The sequence below is a fragment of the Streptomyces flavovariabilis genome (genome assembly GCF_000725785.1).
GTDB classification, from domain to species: Bacteria; Actinomycetota; Actinomycetes; order Streptomycetales; family Streptomycetaceae; genus Streptomyces; species Streptomyces hawaiiensis.
In genome coordinates this window covers 79,144-103,248 of the sequence record NZ_JNXD01000024.1, presented here as the reverse complement: position 1 = coordinate 103,248, position 24,105 = coordinate 79,144, and the positions used below count along the sequence as shown (strand labels likewise).

25 protein-coding genes and 1 pseudogene are annotated in these 24,105 nt (G+C 72.9%); 19 read left to right on the top strand and 7 right to left on the bottom strand.

What is annotated here, in order from left to right:
* Nucleotides 1–210: 210 nt before the first annotated feature.
* From dhaK to IO24_RS0133255, 3 genes are read left to right on the top strand one after another with little or no spacing between them, the layout of a single operon-like run.
* On the top strand, nucleotides 211–1,203 hold the full coding sequence (dhaK, locus tag IO24_RS0133265) for a dihydroxyacetone kinase subunit DhaK (protein WP_031142315.1): 993 nt from the start codon (nucleotides 211–213) through the stop codon (nucleotides 1,201–1,203).
* Nucleotides 1,204–1,252: 49 nt separating this feature from the next.
* The gene (gene dhaL / locus IO24_RS0133260; RefSeq protein ID WP_031142314.1) at nucleotides 1,253–1,852 is read left to right on the top strand and encodes a dihydroxyacetone kinase subunit DhaL; all 600 of its coding nucleotides are present in this window, start codon (nucleotides 1,253–1,255) and stop codon (nucleotides 1,850–1,852) included.
* The gene (locus IO24_RS0133255) at nucleotides 1,845–2,255 is read left to right on the top strand and encodes a PTS-dependent dihydroxyacetone kinase phosphotransferase subunit DhaM (RefSeq protein ID WP_031142313.1); all 411 of its coding nucleotides are present in this window, start codon (nucleotides 1,845–1,847) and stop codon (nucleotides 2,253–2,255) included. Before dhaL ends, IO24_RS0133255 begins: the two co-directional genes overlap by 8 nt.
* 102 nt (nucleotides 2,256–2,357) lie before the next feature.
* Here IO24_RS0133255 and IO24_RS0133250 read toward each other — a convergent pair whose 3' ends face one another.
* A complete protein-coding gene (locus IO24_RS0133250) occupies nucleotides 2,358–3,119 on the bottom strand; it encodes a glycoside hydrolase family 75 protein (RefSeq protein WP_037669037.1) in 762 nt (253 codons plus the stop codon).
* Nucleotides 3,120–3,524: 405 nt separating this feature from the next.
* On the opposite strand from IO24_RS0133250, the gene IO24_RS0133245 reads away from it, so the two are divergent.
* Nucleotides 3,525–4,511 (top strand): fibronectin type III domain-containing protein, encoded by a 987-nt coding sequence (locus IO24_RS0133245; RefSeq protein ID WP_045296879.1) that lies wholly within the window; start codon nucleotides 3,525–3,527, stop codon nucleotides 4,509–4,511.
* A 169-nt stretch (nucleotides 4,512–4,680) separates the two neighbouring features.
* The gene (locus IO24_RS0133240) at nucleotides 4,681–5,220 is read left to right on the top strand and encodes a hypothetical protein (protein WP_031142310.1); all 540 of its coding nucleotides are present in this window, start codon (nucleotides 4,681–4,683) and stop codon (nucleotides 5,218–5,220) included.
* Between the two features lie 77 nt (nucleotides 5,221–5,297).
* Here IO24_RS0133240 and IO24_RS0133235 read toward each other — a convergent pair whose 3' ends face one another.
* Nucleotides 5,298–5,849, bottom strand: a complete 552-nt coding sequence (locus tag IO24_RS0133235; RefSeq protein WP_031142309.1) for a PadR family transcriptional regulator — start codon at nucleotides 5,847–5,849, stop codon at nucleotides 5,298–5,300.
* A 28-nt stretch (nucleotides 5,850–5,877) separates the two neighbouring features.
* Nucleotides 5,878–7,893 carry an NADPH-dependent 2,4-dienoyl-CoA reductase gene (locus tag IO24_RS0133230; RefSeq protein WP_031142308.1) on the bottom strand — a complete coding sequence of 672 codons (2,016 nt, stop codon included), beginning with the start codon at nucleotides 7,891–7,893 and terminating at the stop codon, nucleotides 5,878–5,880.
* Nucleotides 7,894–7,997: 104 nt separating this feature from the next.
* Here IO24_RS0133230 and IO24_RS0133225 point away from each other — a divergent pair, with 104 nt between their 5' ends.
* Nucleotides 7,998–8,186: a hypothetical protein gene (locus IO24_RS0133225; protein ID WP_199808871.1), complete on the top strand. Its 189-nt coding sequence runs from the start codon at nucleotides 7,998–8,000 to the stop codon at nucleotides 8,184–8,186.
* 78 nt (nucleotides 8,187–8,264) lie between these two features.
* Here the strand turns inward: IO24_RS0133225 and IO24_RS0133215 are convergent, their stop codons facing one another.
* Nucleotides 8,265–8,633 (bottom strand): hypothetical protein, encoded by a 369-nt coding sequence (locus IO24_RS0133215; protein ID WP_031142306.1) that lies wholly within the window; start codon nucleotides 8,631–8,633, stop codon nucleotides 8,265–8,267.
* Nucleotides 8,634–8,882: 249 nt separating this feature from the next.
* Here IO24_RS0133215 and IO24_RS0133210 point away from each other — a divergent pair, with 249 nt between their 5' ends.
* Nucleotides 8,883–10,961 (top strand): SpoIIE family protein phosphatase, encoded by a 2,079-nt coding sequence (locus IO24_RS0133210; RefSeq protein WP_031142304.1) that lies wholly within the window; start codon nucleotides 8,883–8,885, stop codon nucleotides 10,959–10,961.
* A gap of 13 nt (nucleotides 10,962–10,974) precedes the next feature.
* Here the strand turns inward: IO24_RS0133210 and IO24_RS0133205 are convergent, their stop codons facing one another.
* Nucleotides 10,975–11,778 carry a putative protein N(5)-glutamine methyltransferase gene (locus IO24_RS0133205; protein WP_031142302.1) on the bottom strand — a complete coding sequence of 268 codons (804 nt, stop codon included), beginning with the start codon at nucleotides 11,776–11,778 and terminating at the stop codon, nucleotides 10,975–10,977.
* Between the two features lie 236 nt (nucleotides 11,779–12,014).
* Between IO24_RS0133205 and IO24_RS0133200 the strand changes: the two genes are divergently transcribed.
* The 8 genes from IO24_RS0133200 to IO24_RS0133165 all read left to right on the top strand — a co-directional run bounded on the left by IO24_RS0133200 (nucleotide 12,015) and on the right by IO24_RS0133165 (nucleotide 19,044).
* Nucleotides 12,015–12,491 (top strand): MarR family winged helix-turn-helix transcriptional regulator, encoded by a 477-nt coding sequence (locus tag IO24_RS0133200; RefSeq protein ID WP_045296877.1) that lies wholly within the window; start codon nucleotides 12,015–12,017, stop codon nucleotides 12,489–12,491.
* Between the two features lie 86 nt (nucleotides 12,492–12,577).
* On the top strand, nucleotides 12,578–13,183 hold the full coding sequence (locus tag IO24_RS0133195; protein ID WP_031142298.1) for a sulfite oxidase-like oxidoreductase: 606 nt from the start codon (nucleotides 12,578–12,580) through the stop codon (nucleotides 13,181–13,183).
* Nucleotides 13,176–13,931 (top strand): ferredoxin reductase, encoded by a 756-nt coding sequence (locus IO24_RS0133190; protein ID WP_031142296.1) that lies wholly within the window; start codon nucleotides 13,176–13,178, stop codon nucleotides 13,929–13,931. Before IO24_RS0133195 ends, IO24_RS0133190 begins: the two co-directional genes overlap by 8 nt.
* A 212-nt stretch (nucleotides 13,932–14,143) precedes the next feature.
* Nucleotides 14,144–14,728, top strand: a complete 585-nt coding sequence (locus tag IO24_RS0133185) for an Rv1733c family protein (RefSeq protein WP_031142294.1) — start codon at nucleotides 14,144–14,146, stop codon at nucleotides 14,726–14,728.
* A 254-nt stretch (nucleotides 14,729–14,982) separates the two neighbouring features.
* Nucleotides 14,983–15,951 carry an acetylxylan esterase gene (locus IO24_RS0133180; protein WP_031142292.1) on the top strand — a complete coding sequence of 323 codons (969 nt, stop codon included), beginning with the start codon at nucleotides 14,983–14,985 and terminating at the stop codon, nucleotides 15,949–15,951.
* Between the two features lie 112 nt (nucleotides 15,952–16,063).
* Nucleotides 16,064–17,230: an EstA family serine hydrolase gene (locus tag IO24_RS0133175; RefSeq protein ID WP_031142290.1), complete on the top strand. Its 1,167-nt coding sequence runs from the start codon at nucleotides 16,064–16,066 to the stop codon at nucleotides 17,228–17,230.
* Nucleotides 17,231–17,360: 130 nt separating this feature from the next.
* On the top strand, nucleotides 17,361–18,167 hold the full coding sequence (locus tag IO24_RS0133170; protein WP_045296873.1) for a GntR family transcriptional regulator: 807 nt from the start codon (nucleotides 17,361–17,363) through the stop codon (nucleotides 18,165–18,167).
* A 55-nt stretch (nucleotides 18,168–18,222) separates the two neighbouring features.
* On the top strand, nucleotides 18,223–19,044 hold the full coding sequence (locus tag IO24_RS0133165; protein ID WP_031142286.1) for an alpha/beta fold hydrolase: 822 nt from the start codon (nucleotides 18,223–18,225) through the stop codon (nucleotides 19,042–19,044).
* 28 nt (nucleotides 19,045–19,072) lie between these two features.
* Here IO24_RS0133165 and IO24_RS0133160 read toward each other — a convergent pair whose 3' ends face one another.
* Nucleotides 19,073–19,798, bottom strand: a complete 726-nt coding sequence (locus tag IO24_RS0133160; protein ID WP_031142284.1) for a class I SAM-dependent methyltransferase — start codon at nucleotides 19,796–19,798, stop codon at nucleotides 19,073–19,075.
* Nucleotides 19,799–19,802: 4 nt separating this feature from the next.
* Nucleotides 19,803–20,363 (bottom strand): PadR family transcriptional regulator, encoded by a 561-nt coding sequence (locus tag IO24_RS0133155; protein ID WP_031142282.1) that lies wholly within the window; start codon nucleotides 20,361–20,363, stop codon nucleotides 19,803–19,805.
* Nucleotides 20,364–20,432: 69 nt separating this feature from the next.
* Between IO24_RS0133155 and IO24_RS0133150 the strand changes: the two genes are divergently transcribed.
* The 4 genes and pseudogenes from IO24_RS0133150 to IO24_RS46735 all read left to right on the top strand — a co-directional run.
* A complete protein-coding gene (locus IO24_RS0133150) occupies nucleotides 20,433–20,831 on the top strand; it encodes a nuclear transport factor 2 family protein (RefSeq protein WP_031142280.1) in 399 nt (132 codons plus the stop codon).
* A 69-nt stretch (nucleotides 20,832–20,900) separates the two neighbouring features.
* Nucleotides 20,901–21,728, top strand: coding sequence for a class I SAM-dependent methyltransferase (locus IO24_RS0133145; RefSeq protein ID WP_031142278.1), 828 nt, complete (start codon nucleotides 20,901–20,903; stop codon nucleotides 21,726–21,728).
* A 103-nt stretch (nucleotides 21,729–21,831) separates the two neighbouring features.
* Nucleotides 21,832–23,121, top strand: coding sequence for a transcription termination factor Rho (gene rho / locus IO24_RS0133140; RefSeq protein WP_107063067.1), 1,290 nt, complete (start codon nucleotides 21,832–21,834; stop codon nucleotides 23,119–23,121).
* A gap of 88 nt (nucleotides 23,122–23,209) precedes the next feature.
* A pseudogene (locus IO24_RS46735) lies at nucleotides 23,210–24,046 on the top strand (D-alanyl-D-alanine carboxypeptidase family protein); the annotation flags it as partial.
* Between the last annotated feature and the right edge of the window lie 59 nt (nucleotides 24,047–24,105).

The window sequence follows — 24,105 nt, the reverse complement described above, 5'->3', positions numbered from 1 at the left end:
GACGGGCCGGTCGGCCCCTGCCGCACCACGCGACGCACCCTCAGCGGCCTGACGGCCCGTCACCAGGGGCGCCACCCAAGCGAACCGGTGTTGCCCCACCCCGCTGCGGGCCCCCCGGGGACCGCCAAGGTCGACAACTGGCCTGGCCCATCCTGGACTGCAAAAATGAAGGCCAGAGGCACATGGAACAGTCTCACCTGGAGGTACCCCGTGAAGATGCTGATCAACGTCCCGGAGACCGTGGTCGCGGACGCGCTGCGCGGCCTGGCGGCTGCCCACCCGGACCTGACCGTGAACGTGGAGAACCGGGTGATCGTGCGGCGGGACGCCCCCGTTTCCGGGCAGGTGGGGCTGGTCTCGGGCGGAGGCTCGGGGCACGAGCCGTTGCACGGTGGTTTCGTGGGCCCCGGCATGCTGTCGGCGGCCTGTCCGGGCGAGGTGTTCACCTCCCCCGTACCCGACCAGATGCTGCGCGCGGCCGCCGCCGTGGACAGCGGGGCCGGCGTGCTGTTCATCGTGAAGAACTACACCGGTGACGTGCTCAACTTCGACATGGCCGCCGAGATGGCCGAGGACGAGGGCATCCAGATCGCGAAGGTGCTGGTCAACGACGACGTCGCGGTGACCGACAGCCTGTACACGGCGGGGCGGCGCGGCACGGGCGCGACCCTGTTCGTGGAGAAGATCGCGGGCGCCGCCGCCGCCGAGGGCATGCCTCTGGAGCGGGTCGAGACCATCGCCCGGCAGGTGAACGAGAACTCCCGCAGTTTCGGGATCGCGCTGAGCGCCTGCAGCACACCGGCCAAGGGCAGCCCGACCTTCGACCTGCCGCCCGGCGAGCTGGAGTTGGGCATCGGCATCCACGGCGAGCCCGGCCGGGAGCGGCGCGCCATGATGACCTCCGGCGAGATCGCCGAGGCAGCCGTCGAGGCGGTGGTGGAGGACCTCCAGCCGCGCAATCCCGTGCTGGTGCTGGTCAACGGCATGGGCGCGACGCCCCTGCTCGAGCTGTACGGCTTCAACGCCGAGGTGCACCGGGTCCTCGCCCAGCGCGGCGTCCCCGTGGCCCGCGTCCTCGTGGGCAACTACGTCACCTCCCTGGACATGGCGGGCGCCTCGCTCACCCTGTGCCAGGTCGACGAGGAACTGCTGCGGCTGTACGACGCGCCGGTGAAGACCCCGGGCCTGCGCTGGGGTGTGTGACACACAGGGGGTAGAGGATCACCACATACCTACCAGGCAAGGAGATCCAGTGCTCGACGCCGAATTCTTCCGCCGTTGGATGACGGCGACCGCCGCGTCCGTCGACCGCGAGGCGGAACGGCTCACCGCCCTCGACTCCCCCATCGGGGACGCCGATCACGGCAGCAACCTCCAGCGCGGGTTCACGGCCGTCGTGGCCGTCCTGGAGAAGGAGGCCCCGGGCACGCCCGGCGGGGTCCTGACCCTGGCCGGACGCCAGCTGATCTCGACGGTCGGCGGCGCCTCGGGGCCGCTGTACGGGACGCTGCTGCGCCGCACCGGCAAGGCGCTGGGCGATGCCGGCGAGGTCGGTGCGGAGCAGCTGGCCGAGGCTCTGCGGGCGGGGGTGGACGCGGTCATGACGCTCGGCGGTGCCGCCCCGGGCGACAAGACCATGATCGACGCGCTGGTGCCCGCGGTGGACGCGCTCGGCGACTCGTTCGCGGCGGCCCGGACCGCCGCGGAGGAGGGCGCCGTGGCGACGACGCCCCTGCAGGCGCGCAAGGGCCGGGCGAGCTATCTGGGCGAGCGCAGCATCGGCCACCAGGACCCGGGGGCCACATCGGCGGCGTTGCTGATCGCCGGACTCGCGGAGGCCGCCGGTGAGTGACGAGCAGCTGGTGGGAATCGTGCTGGTGTCGCACAGCGCGGAGGTGGCCGCGTCGGTTGCCGAGCTGGCCAAGGGGCTCGCCGGCGGTGGCCCGGCGGTGCCCGTCGCTCCGGCGGGCGGTACCGAGGGCGGCGGGCTCGGTACGAACTCCGAACTGATCGCCGCGGCGGCCGCGTCCGTCGACCGCGGCGCCGGAGTCGCCGTCCTCACCGACCTGGGCAGCGCAGTGCTCACGGTGAAGGCGCTGCTCGCGGAGGGCGACGAACTCCCGGAGCGGACACGCCTGGTGGACGCGCCCTTCGTGGAAGGGGCCGTGGCCGCGGTCGTCACGGCGTCCACCGGGGCGGACCTGGCGGCGGTGGAGGCGGCCGCCACGGAGGCGTACACCTACCGCAAGGTGTGAGCGACGGATGCGGCCGGGCAGGCCGGGCCGGCGATGTTCCCGTCGTGCCCGGTGTGCCGCCGGGCCGGCGGTGCCCGGCCGCGGCGCGCCCGTGACGCGTCGTCAGCCGCTCAGGTCCGGCGACACGTCGTCAGCCGCTCCGTTTCCGTCCGCCCGGCTCCCGTCGGCGAACCGCCTCGCCGCCCGCTCCCCCTCCGTCACGGCCGCCGCGTGGTCCTCGATGGGCGACACCCTGGTGTTCTTGAAGACGATGTAGGTGACGCCGGAGGGTGCGCCGCCGCCGTGCGGGTCGGCGCGGATGCCGAGGGCCTTGGCGGTCGCGTAGGACGCCTCACCGATGATGTCCTGCGGGCCCGTGTCGCCGACGACCGCGTACTGCACCTGGTCGCGGTACACGACGGCCACCACCGAGCCGCCGCCGATGCCGTGGTCCCGGTAGTCCCAGAGACCGCTCGGCGCGGGTACGACGATGAAGGGCAGGCGTTCGGCGCTCAACGGGCGGCCGTCGGACTGCGCGTAGGCCGTGCTCGCCGCGAAGTACGGGTCGGTGCGGCGGTTGCAGCGGGGCCCCGGGCGGCCGTCGCAGTCGATGTCCATGTCGGCCTTCCAGAACACGGCGTCGCGGGTGCCGCAGACCGGGATGTTCGCGGGTGCGCCGTAGTCGCTGCGGTAGCGGCCGCGGGACACGGGAGTGCAGTCCCGCACCGTGGCGAGCAGCTCGGCGGCGCTCACCATGCTCTCGCGCCACACCGCGGGGTGGGGCGAGACGGCGGGGGGTGTCGTCGGGGCGAGCAGGGCGGGGGGTGTCGTCGGGGCGAGCAGGGCGGCGCTGGCCGCGGCGAGAGTGAGCGACTGGACGCGCACGGTACGGGAGCCTCTCGTGGGGGACCTGACGGGCACTCAGCCCAATCTGGGCCTGGGGCGATCACCCGGCCACCCTTGGGGGGCCGGACGGTGCACGTCCCCAACCTCCGACAGGGGCCGGGGACCTGAGTCCGTGTGAGACTCGGCCGCCCGGCCACCCGCGCCGGCGCGGGATCTGCGACGACAGCGGTCCGCGCGACAGGCCCGAACTCCCTGCTTTCCGCCAGGAGTTCGGCCGTGAGGACCTTCAGCATACGTAACTGGCCCGGGTGGTCACGCACGGCGGGGGTGGCGCCCTTCCGGAGGCGATTTCGGCGCCCGGGCGACGCCCTCTTGATGTGATCGCACCAAGGGCGGCATATTGGTCCGGACCATTCCCGTGTGTCACCCCCGGGAGGCAGCACCGTGCGAGGCCGTTCCGCTCCCCCGCCCCTCCTGCGCCACCTCGCCCTGTGCGGACTTCTCGCGCTGGCCGCCTCCTGCGGCCGGGCCGGAGCGGAGGAAGGGGACGGCAGGAGTGTGCCCGGCGCGCCCACGGGTGTCACCGCCGCAGCGGGCAGCGCGACGAGCGTGCACGTCATGTGGAACACGACCGCCCGGGCGGCTGCCTACGAGGTGTATCGCGGCACCACGAAGGTTCAAGACGTGCCAGGTTCCAAGCACATGGTGGACGTCACCAGGCTGCGGCCCTCGACGCTGTACGTCTTCACCGTACGGGCGCGGGACTCGGAGGGGCGGCTCGGGCCGCCGAGTGGCCCGGTGCGGGCGAGGACACCCGCGGCCGTCGCGGATGACCGCTCCGCACCGACCCGCCCGGCGGCGCCCGAGGGGCGGGCGGCCGGAAGCCGGGCCGTCCGGCTGTCCTGGTCCGCCTCGACGGACGACCGGGACGTGGTGTCGTACGACATCCACCAGGGAGCCACGAAGATCCACAGTGTGGGCGGGGAACGGACGGCCACCCTGCTCACTGGGCTGCGGCCCGGCAGGGACTACACGTTCACCGTCCGGGCCCGGGACGCGGCGGGCAACGTCTCCCCCGCCAGTCCCACCGTCCGTCTCACCACTCCGGGCATGGACGACGGTCGCGCCACGGCCCCCACGGGCTTCCGTGCGACGAGCCGCCGCGAGGACGGGGCCTACCACGTCGGCCTGAGCTGGGTGCCGCCCCGCGTGGACGGTGAGGTCACCGCGTACGAGATCCATCTGGACGGCCGGCCCGCCACGTCCCTGGTGTACGGCGGGAGCGCCCCGCGTGACCGGGCCACGTACAGCTTCTACGTGGGGCGGAAAGCCGGTGTCACCCACCGGGTCCGCGTCCGGGCGATGCTGCCGGACGGCACCTGGGGAGGCTTCTCGGCGGAGCGGACGGTGACGACCGGCGCGGGGCGCTGACGTACTCCCCGGCATCGGCCGGGAACAGGAACCCGTCACCTGCACGGGGGCGCTCGGCGTGCGGCCGGGGCCGTGAGCGCTTTGGCTGACCCTGAGGCAGCACGGGCGTTCCCCGACCCTCGGCGGCGCAAGGATGTACCGCCAACCGTGCCGCCGGAGGGCAGTCCACATGCGCAACTCATCGTCAGTTCTCCGCTCCGGCCTGACCGTGGCAGTCACCGCCGCGCTGCCCCTCACCCTGGCCTCGGCCGCTGTCGCGGGTCCGGGTATCTCCGTGAACACCACGGGGTCCACGGTGTCGGTCACGACCAGCTCGTGCACCCAGATCAACGGCAGCTGGGGCACCGCCTCGCTCCTCACCAGCAGTCAGGGCAGCTTCGCCCAGGGCCGCCAGGTGACGCTGTCGGGGACGTCGACCAGTCAGTCGGCCGCCTGGTCGAGCGTCAACCCCGGCACGTACACCGTGATCGTCGTCTGCTCGGACGGCACCACCGCGGGCACCCAGTCCGTCGTGGTGTCCACCGCCCCCTCGCCCTCGCGGTCCGCGACCCCGTCGGCCTCGCCGTCCCGCGGCGTGATGGGCGGGGTCGGCGGGTCCTCGACGGACTACGGCACCGTCACGCTGGTGGCGGGCGGCACGCTGGTCGGATCCGGCCTGCTGGCGACGGCCTGGTACCTGCGCCGGCGGAACAAGCCGCACCGGCTCTGATCCGGTGCGAACGGCGGCCCGCCCCTTCCGAAGCGCTCCGGCCGGGCGGGCCGCCGTCATGTCGCGGCCCGGTGCGGTCAGGCCGGTCCGCCGTCCGGGAGTTCGGCGAAGTCCGCCAGGGCGCGCCTGAGCCACTGGGTCCAGAAGGTCTCCAGGTCGATGCCGGCCCGCAGTACGAGATGCCGCAAGCGGTCCTCGGTGCCGTCCCGGCCGGGCGGGAAGTCGCGCTGCTCGATCTCCTGGTACTCCGCCAGCTGCCGTTCGTGCAGCTCCAGATGGCGTCGCAGATCGGCCTCCAGGCCCGCTGTGCCGACCACGGCCGCCGCCCTGAGCCGCAGCAGCAGGGCGTCGCGGTGCGGCTTGGGGTCCTGGGAGGCGGAGGTCCAGCGGGCCAGTTCGGCTCGGCCCGTGGGCAGGACCTCGTAGCTCTTCTTCTGCCCGCGGGTCGGCTGCTCGGACGGCAGCGCCCTGATGAGGCCGTCGGCCTCCAGTCTCCCGAGCTCGCGATAGATCTGCTGGTGCGTCGCCGACCAGAAGTAGCCGATCGACCGGTCGAACCGGCGGGTCAGCTCCAGCCCGGACGACGGCTTCTCGAGCAGGGCGGTCAGGATCGCGTGCGGGAGTGACATGGCCTCATCCTAGGGACGCGTGCCCGCGCTACAGGGCGGCCGCGAGCTCGGTGCCCTGCTTGATGGCGCGCTTGGCGTCCAGCTCGGCGGCCACGTCGGCACCGCCGATGAGGTGCGCGCTGCACCCGGCGGCGATCAGCTCCTCGTACAGGCCGCGGCGGGGCTCCTGGCCCGTGCACAGCACGACCGTGTCGACCTCCAGCACCGTGCTCTCCTCGCCCACGGTGATGTGCAGTCCGGCGTCGTCGATCCGGTCGTAGCGCACGCCCGGGACCATGGTGACGCCGCGGTGCTTGAGCTCGGTGCGGTGGATCCAGCCGGTGGTCTTGCCGAGGCCGGCGCCCACCTTGGACGTCTTGCGCTGGAGCAGGTGCACGGTGCGCGGCGGGGCGGGCCGCTCGGGCGCGGCGAGGCCGCCGGGGCCGCGGTAGTCGAGGTCGACGCCCCACTGCCGGAAGTAGGTCGCCGGGTCTTCATGGGCCTTGTCGCCGCCGTCGGTGAGGAACTCGGCGACGTCGAAGCCGATGCCGCCCGCGCCGAGGATCGCGACCCGGTCGCCGACGGGGGTGCCGTCACGCAGCACGTCGAGGTAGCCGACGACGCTCGGGTGGTCGATCCCGGGGATCTCGGGGGTGCGCGGGGTGACGCCGGTGGCGACGACGACCTCGTCGAAGCCGTCGACGTCCGCGGTCGTGACGAGGGTGTTCAGCCGGATGTCGACGCCGTGCCAGTCGAGCTGGGTGCGGAAGTAGCGCAGCGTCTCGTCGAACTCCTGCTTGCCGGGGACCTTGCGGGCGACGTTGAGCTGGCCGCCGATCTCACTCGCCGCGTCGAACAGGGTGACCTCGTGCCCACGCTCGGCGGCGGAGACGGCGCAGGCGAGGCCGGCCGGGCCGGCGCCGACGACCGCGACGCGCTTGCGCAGCCGGGTCGGGGAGAGCACGAGCTCGGTCTCGTGGCAGGCGCGCGGGTTGACCAGGCAGGAGGTGATCAGGCCGCTGAAGGTGTGGTCGAGGCAGGCCTGGTTGCAGCCGATGCAGGTGTTGATCGCCTCGGGCCGGCCGGCCGCGGCCTTGATGACGAAGTCGGGGTCGGCGAGCATCGGGCGGGCCATCGACACCATGTCGGCGGCGCCCTCGGCGAGCAGTTCCTCGGCGAGTTCGGGGGTGTTGATGCGGTTGGTGGTGACGAGCGGGACGGACACCTCGCCCATCAGCCGCTTGGTCACCCAGGTGTACGCGCCGCGCGGCACGGAGGTCGCGATGGTGGGGATGCGGGCCTCGTGCCAGCCGATGCCGGTGTTGATGATCGTCGCCCCGGCGGCCTCGACGGCCTTGGCGAGGGTGATGACCTCGTCGAGCGTCGAGCCGCCCGGGACGAGGTCGAGCATGGACAGCCGGTAGATGACGATGAAGTCCTCGCCGACCGCCTCGCGCACCCGGCGCACGATCTCCAGGGGGAAGCGCGTGCGGTTCTCGTACGAGCCGCCCCAGCGGTCCGAGCGCTGGTTGGTCTGCTGGGCGATGAACTCGTTGATGAGGTAGCCCTCGGAGCCCATGATCTCGACGCCGTCGTAACCGGCCTGCCGGGCGAGACGGGCAGCGCGGGCGTAGTCGTCGATCGTCCGCTCGATGTCGGCGTCGGAGAGCTCGCGGGGCGGGAAGGGGCTGATCGGCGCCTGGATCGGGCTCGGCGCGACGAGGTCCTTGTGATAGGCGTAGCGGCCGAAGTGCAGGATCTGCATCGCTATCCGCCCGCCCTCGCGGTGCACGGCGTCGGTGATGACCTTGTGCTGCTCGGCCTCCGCCTCGGTGGTGAGCTTGGCGCCGCCCTCGTAGGGCCGCCCCTCGTCGTTGGGGGCGATGCCGCCGGTGACGATCAGGCCCACTCCCCCGCGGGCGCGGGCGGCGTAGAAGGCGGCCATGCGCGCGAAGCCGCCCTCGGCCTCCTCCAGGCCGACGTGCATGGAGCCCATGAGGACCCGGTTGGGCAGGGTCGTGAAGCCCAGGTCGAGGGGGGTCAGCAGGTGCGGGTAACGGCTCATCGGGCCCTCCGTGCGCGGTGTCGTGCCTGTAGTTGTAGAGGACTACCGACGGTTTATGCAACTAGTTGCACAAGGTGATGGAGGGCACAGCAGGGGAGGTCGGCGTGGACGTCCGCACCGCGCCGGGCTTCGTCGCCCGCGCCACCGAGGGCCTGATCCGGGCGGCGGTGGCGGGGCTGGACGCGCCGCTGCCCGCGCCGCGGCCGACCGGGGTCGCGGCGGCGGCGTCCTGGGCGCCGTACCGGCCGGCTTCGCCCTGCCGGACGAAGGGCGGCAGGGCGTGGACATACTGATGGACCCGGTGGCCCAGCCGGAGGCGCACGCCGTCCGGCGGCGGGCCGTACTGGATCAGCTGACGAAGTGAGCGGCGGTCACCGGCTCCGCAGCCGCACGTGCAGTTCCTTCTCCTGGTCGCCGGAGACCGTGCTCAGATCGTGCACGTCGAACAGCGAGTCCAGGGTCGTGCGGAACCGGTCGATCGCCCAGTAGCCGCCGTGCAGGTCGGCTTCGACGGAGGACGACAGGTGCACCGGCCGCGCACGCCCGTGCTCGTCGGCCACGTCGAAGGTGCCGAGCCACACGGTCGGGCGGGTCTCGTGCTGTTCCTCGGGCACGTCGTCGGCGCACCGGTCGGACTCGAAGCAGGAGCACAGTGCGTCGAAGACGATCCGGGCGTCGTGCTTGCTGCACCCGCTGATCTCCACCGAGACGGAATGGGGGTGCGGTCGCTCCTGGTCCATCGCCATCGTGATCGCTCCTCTCGTGGCCACCGGATGCCGTATCCGCCCCTACCCCAGCAAAGCACCACCTTCCGGCGAGCACTACCGGCGGTGCCCCGCTGCCGGTGACGGGTTTGCGGGGCGGACCGCGCCGGGTTGGGAGATGGTGGAGGGTGACGGAAGGGGCCCTCGAGAACGGCTCCGCTCGGTGGAACATGGGGTGTCGGCACACGACGGCGTGCCGCGAGGACGGCGAAGGCGGGGCGTGGGATGAGTGCAGCCGGGTCTCCCGAGTCCCAGGGCGACGGTCCGGTGCGCGGGTCGGCGCGCCCGAGCGGGCTGCTGGACGTGCTGCGCGTGGCCTCGGTGGTCCTGGACTCCGAGGGCCGCATCGTGCTGTGGAGCCCGCAGGCCGAGGAGCTGTTCGGGTACGAGGCACGGGAGGCGCTCGGGCAGTACGCCGCCCGGATCATGGTCCACGAGCAGCACGTCGACCTCGTGGTCAAGCTGTTCGCCGATGTCATGGGCACCGGGCAGAGCTGGGCGGGGGCCTTCCCGATCCGCCGCAAGGACGGCGGCACGCGGCTCGTGGAGTTCCGCAACATGCGGCTGCTGGACGACCAGGGCGACGTCTACGCCCTGGGGCTGTGTGCCGACCAGGGGACCGTGCACCGGCTGGAGCGGGAGGTGGCGCTGTCGACGCGGATGATCGCGCAGTCCCCGACCGGGCTGGCCGTGCTGGACACCGAACTGCGCTACGTCTCGGTCAACGCGGCGCTGGAGGAGATCAACGGCGTGCCGGCCGAGGAGCACCTGGGCCGCACTCCCCGGGAGGTGGTGCCCCGGATGGACGTCGACGCCCTGGAGGGCGCGACGCGCCGGGTGCTGGAGACGGGCACACCCGTCGTCGACCAGTCCACGATCGGCCGTACGGCGGCCGACCCGCACCAGGACCACGCCTGGTCGATCTCGCTGTACCGGCTGGAGAACGCCTTCGGGACCGTGCTGGGCGTGGCGGTCTCGATCGTCGACGTCACCGAGCAGTACCGGGCGGGCATCGAGGCCGAGGCCGCACGCCGGCGGCTGGCCCTGATCGCCGACGCCTCGGGCCGTATCGGCACCACGCTGGACCTGGACCGCACGGCCCGCGAACTGGCCGACGTGGCCGTGCCGGAGCTCGCCGACATCGCGGCCGTCGACCTGCTGGACGCGGTGGTGCAGGGAAGGCGCACCAGCCTGGGCCCCGCCGAGGCGGCCGTGATCCGCGCGCTGGCGGTCCAGGGGTACGACTCCGCCGAGGCGCTGGAGGCCGCCGACCCTCCCGGGCAGGTCGCCCGGTACGCCCCCGACCGGCTCGTCACCCGCTGCGTGCGCACGGCGAGCCCCGTGATGCTGCCGGAGGTCAAGGACGAGGACCTGGACCTCATCGCCCGCTCCTCCGAGGCGGCCGAGCTGCTGGGCCGGGCCGGGGTGCATTCCTATCTGGCGGTGCCGTTGATCGCACGCGGCGAGGTGCTGGGCGCCCTGGACCTCAAGCGCACCCGCAATCCGCTGCCGTTCAGCGAGGACGACCTGATGCTGGCGCGCGAGCTGGCCGCCCGGGCCGCCGTGCAGATCGACAACGCCCGCTGGTACCAGAGCGCCCGCGAGACCGCGCTCACCCTCCAGCGCAGCCTGCTGCCCAGCCACCCGCCGGTGACGGGCGGGCTGGAGGTCGCCTCCCGCTATCAGCCGGCCGGGGCCACGAGCGAGGTCGGCGGCGACTGGTTCGACGTGATCCCGCTGGACGGCGGCAAGACGGCCCTCGTCGTGGGCGACGTGATGGGCAGCGGCATCCCCGCGGCGGCGGCCATGGGGCGGCTGCGTACGGCGACCAACACCCTCGCCTCCCTCGACCTCGATCCGAACGTGCTCCTGGAGCACCTCGACAAGATCACCGCGGGCCTCGAACAGACCATCGCCACGTGTGTCTACGCGGTTCACGACCCGCATCTGCGACAGTGCCGGATCGCCAACGCCGGGCATCTGCCGCCGGTGCGTGTCCGGCCGGGCCGGCCGCCGGAGCTGCTCGACCTGCCGACCGGGGTGCCGCTCGGGGTGGGCGGTGTCGCCTTCTCCACGACCACCGTCGACCTCGAGCCCGGCGACCGGCTGGTGCTCTACACCGACGGCCTCGTCGAGACGCGGCGCGACTCGCTCGACGATCGGCTCGACACGCTGCTGTCCCTGCTCGACGGGCCGGACCGGCCGCTGGAGGACGTCTGCGATCTGCTGCTGCGCACGCTGCACGAGCCGGACAACTTCGACGACGTGGCGCTGCTCATCGCGCGGGCTACCGCACCGGACTGAGGGCTTCGGGACCCTACGGCCCGACGCCGATCACCACATGGGCGTACAGCTCCTCCGACACGGCCAGCCGTGCCGCCAGGCCGGTGCGTTCGAAGACCTCCACGGCGGCCGGGGCCTGGTGGCGGCTCGTCTCCACCAGCACGCAGCCGCCGGGGGCGAGCCAGCGGGGCGCCTCGGCCGCGACCCGGCGCAGCACGTCGAGGCCGTCCGTGCCGCCGTCGAGGGCGACCAGCGGCTCGTGGTCACGGGCCTCCTGCGGCAGCAGGCCGATCTCGTCGCTGGGCACGTACGGCACGTTGGCCGCGAGGATGCCGACGCGGCCGCGCAGCGTGGCGGGCAGCGCCTCGAAGAGATCGCCCTGGTGGACACGGCCGCCGGCGGCGGCGATGTTGCCGCGGGCGCACCGCACCGCTGCCGGGTCGATGTCGGCGGCGTGCAGTTCGACGTCGCCGAGTGCGGCGGCCAGCGCCGCTCCCACGGCGCCCGAGCCGCAGCACAGGTCCACGACGACGGCGGCCCCGGGCGCCCGCGCGAGGGCCTGCTCCACCAGGAACTCGGTGCGCCGGCGGGGCACGAAGACGCCCGGGGCGACGGCGATGCGCAGGCCGCCGAACTCGGCCCAGCCGACGACGAGTTCGAGCGGCAGGCCCGCGACGCGGCGCTCGACCATGGTGGCGGCCTCGGCCGCGGTGCGCGCGGTGGTGAGGATCAACTCCGCCTCGTCCTCGGCGAAGACGCACCCGGCGGTGCGCAGGGCGGCGACGACGAGGTCGCGGGACAACGGCAGGGAAGGGGGGACGGCAGACACGGACGGCATGGAAGCCCAGAGCCTTTCGGGAACCGAAGGGCGCTCCGGCGATCGCCTACGACCGGCGATCCGCGCGACGACGAGGCGAGAGCACCCGAGCTGACACAGCGCTAATGGGTCTCACCTCCTCGGCTTCCTTTCGGCCGGGTCCCTCCAGGCCGGACGGCAACCCTACCCGACGGGCCGGCCACCGGTACGGCGATCGTGACGCCGTCCGTCCGGCCAAGTGGTTGGGTTATGCAACCATGGAGGGAGCCGAGCAGCAGCGTGGTGAGGGAGGTCGCGTGCACACCGCCGACGCCGTGGAGACCATCCAGCGGGAGATGACGGTCTTCGCCCGCCGTGCCCGGGCCGCGGCGGGCCGGATGCACCCCGAGCTGTCGCTGGTGTCGTACACCCTGCTGGGACATCTGGAGGAGAGCGGCGGATGCCGGGCCACCGACCTGGCCGCCCACTACGCGCTGGACAAGTCCACCGTCAGCCGCCAGGTGGCCGCCCTGGAACGCGCCGGCCTGATCGAGCGCCGCCCGGACACGGCGGACCAGCGCGTCCATCTCCTGCACCTGACGCGGGCCGGGCGGCACATCCTGGCCCAGGTCACCGAAAGCCGCCGGGTGGCCTTCCGGGAGCGCCTGGCACAGTGGCCGGCGGAGGATTTGACGCGGTTCGCCGAGTATCTGGTGCGCTACAACGCGTGGCCCGGTCCCGCCCGGCAGGACTAGGCCACACCGCACGTACGGTTGTATACGCAATCACTGATCACCCGGTCCGGCGGAGCACCGGCGGACCGGCCCGGAGGCACCACCGCATGCACATCACCCGAGGCTTCACCGGGCGACCGCGCGTCGACGATCCCGGCCTGCCGCCCGGCCAGTACGACGCGGGCGACGACTGGCCCGTCCTGTCCGCCGAGGTCACTCCCGAGCTGGCGCCCGCCGACTGGACCTTCCGCGTCGACGGGCTGGTGGCCGAGCCCCGCACCTGGGACTGGGAGGAAGCGCACCGGCTGCCGCCGTCGGCGTACGAGGGCGCCATCCACTGCGTGACGAGCTGGTCGAAGTTCGGCGTGCGGTTCGCGGGCGTGTCCCTGGACGCGTTCCTGGATGTGGTCCGGCCCCATGGGTCGGCCACCCACGCCGTCGCCTACTCGCACACCGGCTACACCGCGAACCTCCCGCTCGCCGACCTGACCGGCGGGCGGGCCTGGATCGCCTGGGAGTACGACGGGAGGCCCCTCGCCCCCGAGCACGGCGGCCCGGCGCGACTGCTGGTGCCGCATCTGTACTTCTGGAAGAGCGCCAAGTGGATCGCCGGTCTGCGGATCCTCGACCACGACGAGCCGGGCTTCTGGGAGCGCAACGGCTATCACGGGCGGGGCAACCCGTGGGAGGAGCAGAGGTACTCCGGTGACTGAGACCTTCGTACCCCCCACGCGGTTCGCCGTGCCCGGGCGCATCGCCGTGAACGAGCAGGCCGCGTCCGAGTGGCAGACCGCCACCCTCACCGGGATCCGCCGCGAGACCCCGCGCGTCGCCACCTTCCGGCTCGCTGTCCCCGGCTGGCCGGGGCATCTGCCCGGCCAGCACCTGATGGTGCGGCTGACCGCCGAGGACGGCTACACGGCCCAGCGGCACTACTCGATCGCGTCCGCGCCGGACGACTCCGGTGAGGTCGAGCTGACCCTGGACCACGTCGAGGGCGGCGAGGTGTCGGGCTGGTTCCACACCGTCGCCCGGCCCGGCGACCGGGTCGAGGTGCGGGGTCCGGTGAGCGGCTTCTTCGCCTGGCCGGGCGACCGGCCCGCGCTGCTCATCGGCGCCGGCTCCGGCGTCGTGCCGCTGATGTCGATGATCCGGCACCACCGGGCGAGGAACCTCACCGTGCCGCTGCGGATGGTGGTGTCCGCGCGCAGCCCCGGGGAGCTCGTCTACGCCCGTGAGCTGGGTGCGGAGACGACCCCGGTCTTCACGCGGAGCGCGCCGGAGGGTGTGGCGGTGGGACGTATGGCGGCCGCACATGTGGCGCCGCTCCTGGCCGAGCAGCCTTCCGGTGGGTGGGAGGCCTATGTGTGCGGCTCCAACTCCTTCGCCGAGCACGCCTCCCGGCTGCTCGTGACGGCCGGTCAGCCGGTGGACCGGATCCGCATCGAGCGGTTCGGCTGACCCGGTGTTTCGCCGCGGTCGCGCCGGGCACCCAGCCGGAGTGTTTCGGCAGGCCGCTCCCGCCGTACCCGGGGCCCCGGAGCGATCGACGGGCACCGGAGGGGTACCCCGTCCCTGAGGGCACTCGCACGCGGCACGTGATGCGGAGGGAGCGGCGGCGCACCGCACGGCCGGTCCGGCCCTCCGGCCGCGGTGACGGCGAGGAGGTGGGCATGCGAACCCGGGTGCGCGGCTGGCGCTGGCGGCGCAGTCCGCTGCGGCGCCGGTCGGATGTCGTGGAAGCGTGGACAGTGCTGTTGGTCGCCGTCCTCATCCTCGTGGGCGCGCCTCTGGCCGGGACGGCCGCCGCCCGGTGGGCTCATGACGAGGCGCGGTCGGTGTCGATGGAGCAGCGGGCCGAGCGGCACCGCGTGCGGGCCGAAGTGGTCGGAAGGAACGGCGACTCGCTGCCGTCGGTGCAGGCCGGCGGGCAGCACGCGTACCGGGTGACCGTGCGCTGGACGGAGCCGGGCGAAGGCACGCGCACCGCGACGGCGCGGGTTCCCGCGGACACCCGGCAGGGCGAGACCGTGGACGTCTGGTTCGACGACCGGGGCCGCAATGTGCTGCCGCCGGTGGACGAGACGGCGGTCTGGCAGCACACCCTCACCATCGGTACCTGTGCCGCGGGCGGGGCGGTGCTCGTGGTGCTCTTCGGCCACTTCCTCGTGCGCCGGGTGGCACTGCGCCGCCGGCTGGCCGAGTGGGACCGGGCATGGGCCCGCACGGAACCGCAGTGGACCCATCGCCGCGCGTGAGACGCGGCAGGCGGACACACGGACGGCCGGGCCCGCCGATGAACTCCAGGTGACCCGACCACCCGCCGGCGCCAGTTTCCCTGGTCCCCTCACCCTGATTGCGCTCCCACGCCCGTGACCAGCGCATCACCCGCTCCCAGCCGACGGCGTCGGCAGGCAGGCCGGAACAAGACCCTGGCCAGTCCTCCGACCACCCACGTAGTGTGATCATCCGCACTGCCCCCGTAGCTGCTCCTCATCCAAGGCGGTCCTACATGGCCCTGTTCGACCTTCCGCTCGACGAACTCCGCGAGTACCGCAGCGCGGCCACCGAGCCCGAGGACTTCGACGCGTTCTGGTCCGAGACCCTCCAGGAGGCGCGCCGGCACGACCTGGACGCCCGCTTCGAACCGGTCGACACGGGCCTGTCCACCGTGCAGGTGTTCGACGTGACGTATGCGGGCTTCGGCGGTCATCCGGTCAAGGGCTGGCTGACCCTGCCGGCCGCGGCGGACGGCCCGCTGCCGCTCGTCGTGGAGTTCATCGGCTACGGCGGCGGGCGCGGGCTCCCGCACGAGCACCTGCTGTGGGCGTCGTCGGGCCGGGCGCACTTCGTGATGGACACCCGCGGGCAGGGCAGCGGCTGGGGCGGGGGCGGCGGCACGGCGGATCCGGTGGGCGGTGCGCCCGCGTTCCCCGGTTTCATGACGCGCGGCATCGACGCCCCGGAGAACTACTACTACCGCCGGGTCTACACGGACGCGGTGCGTGCGGTGGAGGCGGCCCGCTCGCACCCCGCCACCGACCCGGCGCGCACGGTGGCCGTGGGTTCCAGCCAGGGCGGCGGCATCACGATCGCGGTCGGCGGCCTGGTCCCGGACCTGGCGGGCATCGCGCCGGACGTGCCGTTCCTGTGCGACTTCCCGCGCGCGACGACGCTGACGGACCGGCATCCCTACCGGGAGATCGGCCTCTACCTCAAGACGCACCGGGGCCGCACCGCGGACGCCCTGCGCACGGTGTCCTACTTCGACGGCGTCCACTTCGCCGCCCGCGGCAGGGCCCCCGCGCTCTTCTCGGCCGCCCTGGAGGACCAGACCTGCCCGCCCTCGACCGTCTTCGCGGCCTTCAACGCCTGGAGTCACGAGGACAAGACGATCGAGGTCTACGACTTCAACGACCACGAGGGCGGCGGCCCCTTCCAGCAGGCGGCCAAGCTGCGCTGGATGCGCTCGTACATCTGATCCAGCCGTTCGGCGCCGACGGACTTCCACCCGGTCCGACCAGTCGGTACGTTCATCGCGCCCGGGCCGCGACGTGGCGGCCCGGGCCGGAGACGGTCGGCCGAGGGGGCTCATGTCCGGGAACGAGACACAGGTGCACGGTCACTGCGACGCGCGGTTCACGGCGGTACGCAGGGCGTTCGAGGAGAACTTCGGGGAGCGGGGCGAACTGGGGGCCGCGGTGGCTGTCACGGTCGGCGGCAGGACCGTGGTGGATCTGTGGGGCGGCTGGGCGGACGCCGCGCGCTCCCGCCCGTGGGAGCGGGACACGCTGGTCAACGTGTGGTCCACGACCAAGGGGCCGGCGGCGCTGTGCGCGCACATCCTCGCCGACCGGGGGCTGCTGGATTTGGACGCGCCGGTGGCCGCGTACTGGCCGGAGTTCGCCGCGGCAGGCAAGGAGAAGGTCCTCGTCCGGCATCTGCTGTCCCACCGCGCCGGTCTGGCCGGCCTGCGGGAACCGCATTCGCTGGAGCAGCTCCGCGACTGGGAGCTGACCACGCAGCGGCTCGCGGCAGCCGAGCCCTGGTGGGAGCCGGGCACCCGGTCCGGCTATCACGCGCTGACCTACGGCCATCTGGTGGGCGAGGTCATACGCCGCGTCTCGGGGCTGCGGCCGGGGGCCTTCCTGGCGCGGGAGGTGACGGGGCCGCTCGGCGTCGACTTCCGCATCGGCCTGCCGGAGCAGGACGCGGACCGGGTGGCCGAGCTCATCCCGCCGGAGGTACCGGCGAACAGTGAACAGGCGGCGGTCTTCGCCCAGTTGGCGCCCGCGGCGATCGCCGCGCTGACCAACCCGGCGGTGTCCGCCGCAGAGGCCAACACCGCCGGGTGGCGGGCCGCCGAGATCCCCGCGGCGAACGGACACGGCACCGCGCGCGCCGTCGCCGGGCTGTACGGCGTCTTCGCGGGGCGCGGCTCGTACGGCGGTCGCCGCCTCCTGTCCCCCGAGGCGGCAGAGCGGGTGCGCGAGGGACAGGGCAGCTGCCGGGACCTGGTGCTCGGCGCCGGGTTCGAGCACGAGACGGAGGTGGGGCTCGGGCTCTGGCTCAGCGGGCCCGACGGCTCCTACGGACCCAACCCGCGCGCTTTCGGACACGACGGCTTCGGCGGCTCCTGCGGACTCGCCGACCCGGAGGCGGGGGTGTCCCTGGGCTATGTGATGAACCGGATGGGGCCGCGTATCGCCAACGATCCGCGGAAGATGGCCCTGGTCGACGCCCTGTACAGCGCGCTGTGAGGGCGGGCGCGGGCGGGCCGGTTTCGGCCGAACCGCCCGGCCGCCCTTCACAGCTGGTTTAGACCAATGCTAGATCTGGTGGCGCACCGAGCCCGCACGGCTACCGAACGTCACCCACAGGAGGGGCGGCATGGCCCGCACCACCCCGCACGACCACCCGTCGGCCGAGGATGAGCCCCTGTACCGGCGGATCGCGACGGAGTTGCTCGGCGAACTGCGCGACGGCACCATCCCGCCCGGTGAACGACTGCCCGGGGAACGGCGGTTGGCCGGTCACTTCGGAGTCAGCCGCGAGACCGTACGGCAGGCGCTGGAGCTGCTGCGCCGCGCCGGTCTCGTCGCCACCGACCGGCGCGGCAGCCATGCCACCCTGCCCGGCCGGCCGGCCGGGACCCCGGCGTCGCTCACCTTCCCGGTCGGCGCCCGGGCCGCGACGCCGGGTGCCGTCGCCCGCGCCACCGTCACCTGGGAGGCGCCCCCGCCGGACCACGCCGAGGCCCTGGGGCTGGCTCCCGGCCACCCGACCCTGATCCACCGCTACCGGTACGCGACCGCCGACGGACAGGGCCTGCGCACCGCCGTGACCTCGTTCTCCGCGGTGGCGCTGGCGGAGGTGGAGGAGCTGGCCTGCTACCGCGACCGCGCCGACGGTACCGCCGCGCAGCTGTGGCGCGCCTACGACTGGATGCGCCGGGCCGGTCTGACCCTGCACCACCGCGACGCCATCACCCGTCTCGCGAGCACCCCGTCGGTGCGGGTCACCCGGCGGGTGCACGACCAGTACGCGCGCCCGCTGGAGATCACCGACCTGGTGGTGGACGCCCGACAGGACGCGCTGGTCTACGAGTTCACGCTGCCGGGCCGGGCGGTGCAGCCCGCGACGGACAGCCGCCGGTCACCCGTTCGGCGAACTGCCGGCGCCGGTTCCCGGAGATGACGGAGATCATCGAGACACGGCACGGCTCCCCCAGGCGACTTCCGAGAGGATCCCCATGACCACGTTCACGACCTCCGACGGGACCGAGCTCTACTACAAGGACTGGGGCGAGGGGCAGCCCGTGGTGTTCAGCCACGGCTGGCCCCTCAACGCGGACGCGTGGGACGGGCAGGCCCGGCTGGTCGCCGAACACGGATTCCGGGCGATCGCACACGACCGCCGCGGTCACGGCCGCTCGGGCCAGCCGTGGCAGGGCAACCACATGAATCGCTACGCCGACGACCTGGCCGAGCTGATCGAGTCACTGGACCTCGACGACGCGGTCCTGGTGGGCCATTCGACCGGCGGCGGTGAGGTGGCCCGCTACATCGGCAGGCACGGGACCGCGCGGGTCGCGAAGGTGGTGCTGCTGGGTGCGGTGCCGCCGCTGATGCTGCGGACGCAGGCCACTGCGGAGGGCACGCCGAAGGACGTCTTCGACGGGATCCGCGCCGGCGTCGCGGCGGACCGCTCGCAGTTCTACTGGGAGCTGAGCGAGAGTTTCTACGGTTTCAACCGGCCCGGCGCCGCCGTGTCGGAGGGCGTGCGGCGGGCGTTCTGGATGTGGAGCATGCAGGCCGGGCTGAAGGGCGCATACGACTGCGTCGCACAGTTCTCGGAGACCGACTTCACCGAGGACCTGCGGCGCATCGACGTGCCGACGCTCGTCGCACACGGGGACGACGACCAGATCGTGCCGATCGCCGCCTCGGCCCACCGGACCTCCCAGCTCGTCAAGGACGCCACACTGAAGGTGTATCCGGGCGCCCCGCACGGCCTGGTCGGCGACTTCGAGAAGGCGTTCAACGACGATCTGCTGAACTTCCTGCGCGGCTGAGGAGCAGCCGCTGCATCAGCACCGGGGCTCAGTCCCGCAGCCGGGCCATGACGAGACGTACGCGGGGGCTGCCGTCCGGTCGCCGCCCGAACTCCGGGAGCGCGTGGAGCTCCACCCGGAAGCCGGCCTCCGCGAGTTCGCGCTGCACCTCCGCCAGACGGAACGCGCGGTAATACATGACGAACGGAGGCCGCCAGAGCGCGTTGCGCACGCGCATCACGGTGTCGAAGCCGAGCAGCATCCAGTAGCCGAGCGAGCCCGGGCGGGGCGGGGCGACCAGCGGGAACGCGAAGCGGCCGCCCGGCCGCAGGACGGACCGGACCTGCTCGAACAGCCCGGGCAGTTCGCGGGGCAGGAAGTGTCCGAAGGCGCCGAAGCTCACGACCAGGTCGAAGGCGGGCGCGAAGGGCAGGGCACGGGCGTCGGCCCGGACCCAGGAGACCGGCGGGCCCGTCGGCCGGACCCGCTCGCGTGCGACGTCGAGCATGCCGGCGCTGAAGTCGACGCCGGTGACCCGCTCCCGGCACACCCGTGCCAGCACGCCGACGCCCGCTCCGGTGCCGCAGCACAGGTCGAGTCCGGCGTCGAAGGGCCCCGTCCGCCGCAGCGCCGAGCCGACGGCGTCGAGGACCGCGTCGGGTGTCCGGAACGGCGTGTGGTCGAACTTCGGCGCGAGGAGGTCGTAGCCGCGCTCGACGGACGACAGCGCCTGGACGGCGAGTTCGCGCAGACTGGGGCCTTCGGGGCTGAACATCGGCTCAGCCTAGAGGAGCCCGCTGTTTCAGTACGGTGAGTACGCGTTCGCACCAGCGGACGTTCTCCTCCTCGAAGCCGATGCCTCCCATCAGCATGAGGTACGGGCCGACGCGGTCGGTCTCCCGCAGGTACTCGTCCTCGCCGCGGCCGGCCAGGAGTCGCTCGCGGACGCGCCGGTAGCGGGCGAGTTTGCCGCGTGCCCAGGCCTGGCGCTCCTCGACCAGCGCACGGGTCGCCCCGGGATCGGCGCCGTCCATGGCCTGGATCTTGATGAGGAGTTCGTCGCGGATGGCGGTGGGCCGGGGCGGCGTTGCGGCGAAGTTGCGCAGGTCCCGGCGGCCGGCCTCGGTCAGCGTGAACATCCGCTTGTCGGGGCGCCGCTCCTGGCGCACCACCCTGGCCTCGATCAGTCCGTCCTGCGCGAGGCGCTCCAGTTCCCGGTAGAGCTGCTGCGGCGTCGAGGCCCAGAAGTTGGCCAGCGACACGTCGAACACCTTGGACAGCTCGTACCCCGAGGCCTCGCCCTCCAGGAGCGCCGCGAGAACGGCGTACTTGAGAGACATGTGGACACCGTATCAACGGTTGACTAATCCACTCCGCACCTACTCAACAAATTGACTAAGGCGGATTCTATGCGTGCATTCCGTGAGGCGGTCGAGAAGCTCGACCTCGACGCCGCCGAGGCGCTGCTGGCGCCGGACGTCGTCTTCACCAGCCCGGTCGTGTTCAAGCCGTATGCCGGGAAGGCGATCACCGCCGCGATCCTGCGCGCCGTCTCCGGAGTCTTCCAGGACTTCCGCTACGTGCGCGAGATCAACGACGTGAACGGCCGCGACCACGCCCTGGTCTTCACCGCTCGCGTGGGCGACCGGGAGGTCGACGGCTGCGACTTCATCCACGTCGACGAGAACGGGCTCATCGACGCATTCACGGTGATGGTCCGCCCGTTGTCGGGGGCACAGGCCCTCGCGGCGGCCATGGGCGAGCAGTTCGAGCGGATCGCCGAGGAGGCACGCGCCCGCTCGGTCTGAGCGACATGTCGGCAGATCGTTTCCCGCGTTCTCCCGCCGCCCCGGGCCGGTTCACGATTGGATGTCCCCATGACGTCCGCCGAGCACGACCGGCTGATGCGGGCCAACCAGGCGAACTGGGACGCCCGCACGCCCGTCCATCTCGCCAGCCGCTTCTACGGTCTCGACCAGGACCTCGGCCCCGAGCGCTGGTTCGCCCCGTTCGAGTGGGAGGACCTCGGCGAACTGACCGGACGTGACGTGCTGCATCTCCAGTGCCATCTCGGCACCGAGACGATCGCCTTCGCGCGGCGCGGCGCCCGGGCCGTCGGCCTCGACTTCTCCGAGGCGTCCGTGGCGGCCGCCCAGGACATCGCGGCGAAGTCCGGCGCGGACGTGACGTACGTCCGGGCGAACGTGTACGACGCCGTCGCGGCCCTGGACGGGCGACGGTTCGACGTCGTGTACACCGGCAAGGGCGCCCTGTGCTACCTCCCCGACCTGGACCGGTGGGCAAAGACCATCCGGCAACTCCTGCGGCCCGGCGGCCGGGTGTACGTCGTCGAATTCCACCCCCTGCTCAACTCGCTGGGGCCGAAGCCCGCTCCGGGCGAAGGACCCGAGCTGCTCCTGCGTCACGACTACCTGGGCGGCGCCGGCCCGGTGCACCGCGACGGGACCCACACGTACACGGACGGCCCGGCCGTCGAGGGCGCCACGGACAGTTACGAGTGGATGCACGGAATGGGCGAGGTCGTCAACGCCTTGACGGGGGCGGGACTTGCCGTGCGGCGCCTGCGGGAAGGCGACGAACTTCCCTGGCCGCGCTGGCCGCAGATGGTCCGTACGGAGTCCGGCTGGTGGCGACTGCCCGAGCCGCGGATCCCGTTGCTGTACGGGCTGCTGGCCACTCGCTGAGAAAGCCGACCCCCGTCCGCCTTTTTCGGTGGTAGGGTGACGAGAGCACTCGTGTACGCCCCTTCTCTTCGGGCGCCGGTGCCAGTTTTTCACTCCCTCCTTCATGTGCAGCACCACGACGGGTTCCGTCGTATCCAAGGTGCTGTTTCTCCGCCGCCCGGAGCCGTGCCACAGGCCCTCCCTCGCGGTCCTCTCCCCCTCCCCTCGCATGTCTCAGCCTGCCGTCCGTGAAAGGACAGACACCACCATGACCACCACACTGGAAAACCCACCCGTACAGCAGCGGGACACCGGACACCGGACCGTGTCCGGTGTCCTCGATATCGACGCGAGCGGGAAAGGGCACCTGCGCGCCGAGGGTTTCCTGCCTTCGCCCGGCGACGCCGCCGTCTCCTCCGCGCTGGTCCGCCGGTACGGCCTGCGCAAGGGCGACCTCGTCGAAGGCGTGCTCGGCGACCGGCGCGGCCTCACCGAGGTCGAACGGGTCGACGGCCGTACGGCCGGGAACCTGCGCGACCGGCGCGCCTTCCAGGATCTGACGCCGCTGCACCCGCACGAGCGGCTGCGGCTCGAGCACCCGTCCGCCGGACTGGCCGGACGCGTCGTCGACCTGATCGCACCGGTCGGCAAGGGTCAGCGCGGGCTCATCGTGGCCCCGCCCAAGACCGGCAAGACCGTCCTCCTCCAGCAGCTCGCCGCCGCCGTCACCGGCAACCATCCGGAGTGCCGGCTGATGATGCTGCTGCTCGACGAGCGGCCCGAGGAGGTCACCGACATGCGGCGCTGTGTGCGGGGCGAGGTGTACGCCTCGACCTTCGACCGCAGCGCCAAGCAGCACATCGCGCTCGCCGACCTCGTGATCGAGCGCGCCAAGCGGCTCGTCGAAGCCGGCGAGGACGTCGTCATCCTCCTCGACTCGCTGACCCGGCTGTGCCGGGCACACAACAGCGCGGCGGCCTCCGGTGGCCGCATCCTCACCGGGGGTGTCGACGCGTCCGCGCTGATCGGCCCCAAGCGGTTCTTCGGCGCCGCCCGGTCGGCCGAGGAGGGCGGTTCCCTCACCATCCTCGCGACCGCCCTGGTGGAGACCGGCTCGCGGGCCGACGACTTCTACTTCGAGGAGCTGAAGAGCACCGGCAACATGGAGCTCCGCCTCGGCCGGGACCCGGCGTCCCGCCGGGTGTTCCCGGCCGTCGACATCATCCCCTCGGGCACCCGCCGCGAGGAACTCCTCCTGCCCCCGGCCGAGTTGGCGGCCGTCCACGGCCTGCGGCGCGTGCTGCAGGGCCGGGACGGGCAGGGCAAACTGGAGACCCTCCTGGAGCGGATGCGCGAGACACCGGACAACGCGACGTTCCTGCGGCGCATTCAGCCCACGCTGCCCTCGGACTGAGCCGTGGGGATCAGCCATCCGGGTGCTGGCGCGCGGCGCCCGGCCCTGTCGTCACCATGCGGAGCATGTCCGTTTCTACGTTGATCATATGATCATCGGATTCTCTTCCCGGGTGGCCGTGTCGGCCGGCGCGCTCTGCGTCACGGGGCTCCTGGCGCTGATGCCCGCGGCGGCGGCCGGACCCGGCGGGGCGGAGCCCACTCCGCCGGGCGGGCCGAGGGCCGCGGCACCGCACCCCTCGCTGCTCTACCGTCCCGGCACCCAGGTGCGCCTGCGTGCCGGGGCGTCCCGTGTCCCGGAGGTCTCCGCGCTGTCCTGGGTGGTGGCCGACGCCCGTACCGGCGAGGTGCTCGCCGCCCACGACGCGCACCGCAGGCTGCCCCCGGCCAGCACGCTGAAGACCTTGTTCGCCCTCACCGTGCTGCCTGGGCTGCCGGCGGGCATCCGGCACACGGTCCGCGCGCGGGAGCTGAGGGGCATCGGTGCCGGCAGCAGCCTGGTCGGGGTCGCCGAGGGCCGTACGTACCGGATCGCCGACCTGTGGCGCGGTGTCTTCCTCAACTCGGGCAACGACGCCGTGCGTGTCCTGGCCGAGCTCAACGGCGGCTGGCGGCACACGGCCGAGCGGATGCAGGCCAAGGCCCGCTCCCTCGGTGCCCTCGACACCCGCGTGGTGTCACCCGACGGGTACGACGCACCGGGCCAGGTGTCGTCGGCGTACGACCTGGCGGTGTTCGGCCGGGTGGGGCTGCGCAATCCCGACTTCGCCCGGTACTGCGCCACGGTCGAGGCCAGGTTCCCCGGCGGGGGCGGTTGGTCGTACCCGATCCTCAACACCAACCGGCTGCTGAGCGGCGCCCGGGGCGTGAAGCCGTACCGGGGGCTGATCGGGATCAAGAACGGCTACACCAGCAAGGCCGGAAGCACCCTCGTCGCGGCGGCGCGGCGGGACGGGCGCACCCTGGTCGTGACGGTGATGAACCC

Bases quoted from the DNA above. Each gene is read 5' to 3' on its own strand.
- IO24_RS0133230 (WP_031142308.1), bottom strand. From the start codon at position 7,893: ATGAGCCGTTACCCGCACCTGCTGACCCCCCTCGACCTGGGCTTCACG.
- IO24_RS0133205 (WP_031142302.1), bottom strand. From the start codon at position 11,778: ATGCCGTCCGTGTCTGCCGTCCCCCCTTCCCTGCCGTTGTCCCGCGAC.
- rho (WP_107063067.1), top strand. From the start codon at position 21,832: ATGTGCAGCACCACGACGGGTTCCGTCGTATCCAAGGTGCTGTTTCTC.
- IO24_RS0133150 (WP_031142280.1), top strand. From the start codon at position 20,433: ATGCGTGCATTCCGTGAGGCGGTCGAGAAGCTCGACCTCGACGCCGCC.
- IO24_RS0133165 (WP_031142286.1), top strand. From the start codon at position 18,223: ATGACCACGTTCACGACCTCCGACGGGACCGAGCTCTACTACAAGGAC.
- IO24_RS0133155 (WP_031142282.1), bottom strand. From the start codon at position 20,363: ATGTCTCTCAAGTACGCCGTTCTCGCGGCGCTCCTGGAGGGCGAGGCC.
- IO24_RS0133185 (WP_031142294.1), top strand. From the start codon at position 14,144: ATGCGAACCCGGGTGCGCGGCTGGCGCTGGCGGCGCAGTCCGCTGCGG.
- IO24_RS0133175 (WP_031142290.1), top strand. From the start codon at position 16,064: ATGTCCGGGAACGAGACACAGGTGCACGGTCACTGCGACGCGCGGTTC.
- IO24_RS0133210 (WP_031142304.1), top strand. From the start codon at position 8,883: ATGAGTGCAGCCGGGTCTCCCGAGTCCCAGGGCGACGGTCCGGTGCGC.
- IO24_RS0133195 (WP_031142298.1), top strand. From the start codon at position 12,578: ATGCACATCACCCGAGGCTTCACCGGGCGACCGCGCGTCGACGATCCC.
- IO24_RS0133145 (WP_031142278.1), top strand. From the start codon at position 20,901: ATGACGTCCGCCGAGCACGACCGGCTGATGCGGGCCAACCAGGCGAAC.
- IO24_RS0133215 (WP_031142306.1), bottom strand. From the start codon at position 8,633: ATGGACCAGGAGCGACCGCACCCCCATTCCGTCTCGGTGGAGATCAGC.
- IO24_RS0133235 (WP_031142309.1), bottom strand. From the start codon at position 5,849: ATGTCACTCCCGCACGCGATCCTGACCGCCCTGCTCGAGAAGCCGTCG.
- IO24_RS0133240 (WP_031142310.1), top strand. From the start codon at position 4,681: ATGCGCAACTCATCGTCAGTTCTCCGCTCCGGCCTGACCGTGGCAGTC.
- IO24_RS0133180 (WP_031142292.1), top strand. From the start codon at position 14,983: ATGGCCCTGTTCGACCTTCCGCTCGACGAACTCCGCGAGTACCGCAGC.
- IO24_RS0133200 (WP_045296877.1), top strand. From the start codon at position 12,015: ATGGAGGGAGCCGAGCAGCAGCGTGGTGAGGGAGGTCGCGTGCACACC.
- IO24_RS0133160 (WP_031142284.1), bottom strand. From the start codon at position 19,798: ATGTTCAGCCCCGAAGGCCCCAGTCTGCGCGAACTCGCCGTCCAGGCG.
- IO24_RS0133170 (WP_045296873.1), top strand. From the start codon at position 17,361: ATGGCCCGCACCACCCCGCACGACCACCCGTCGGCCGAGGATGAGCCC.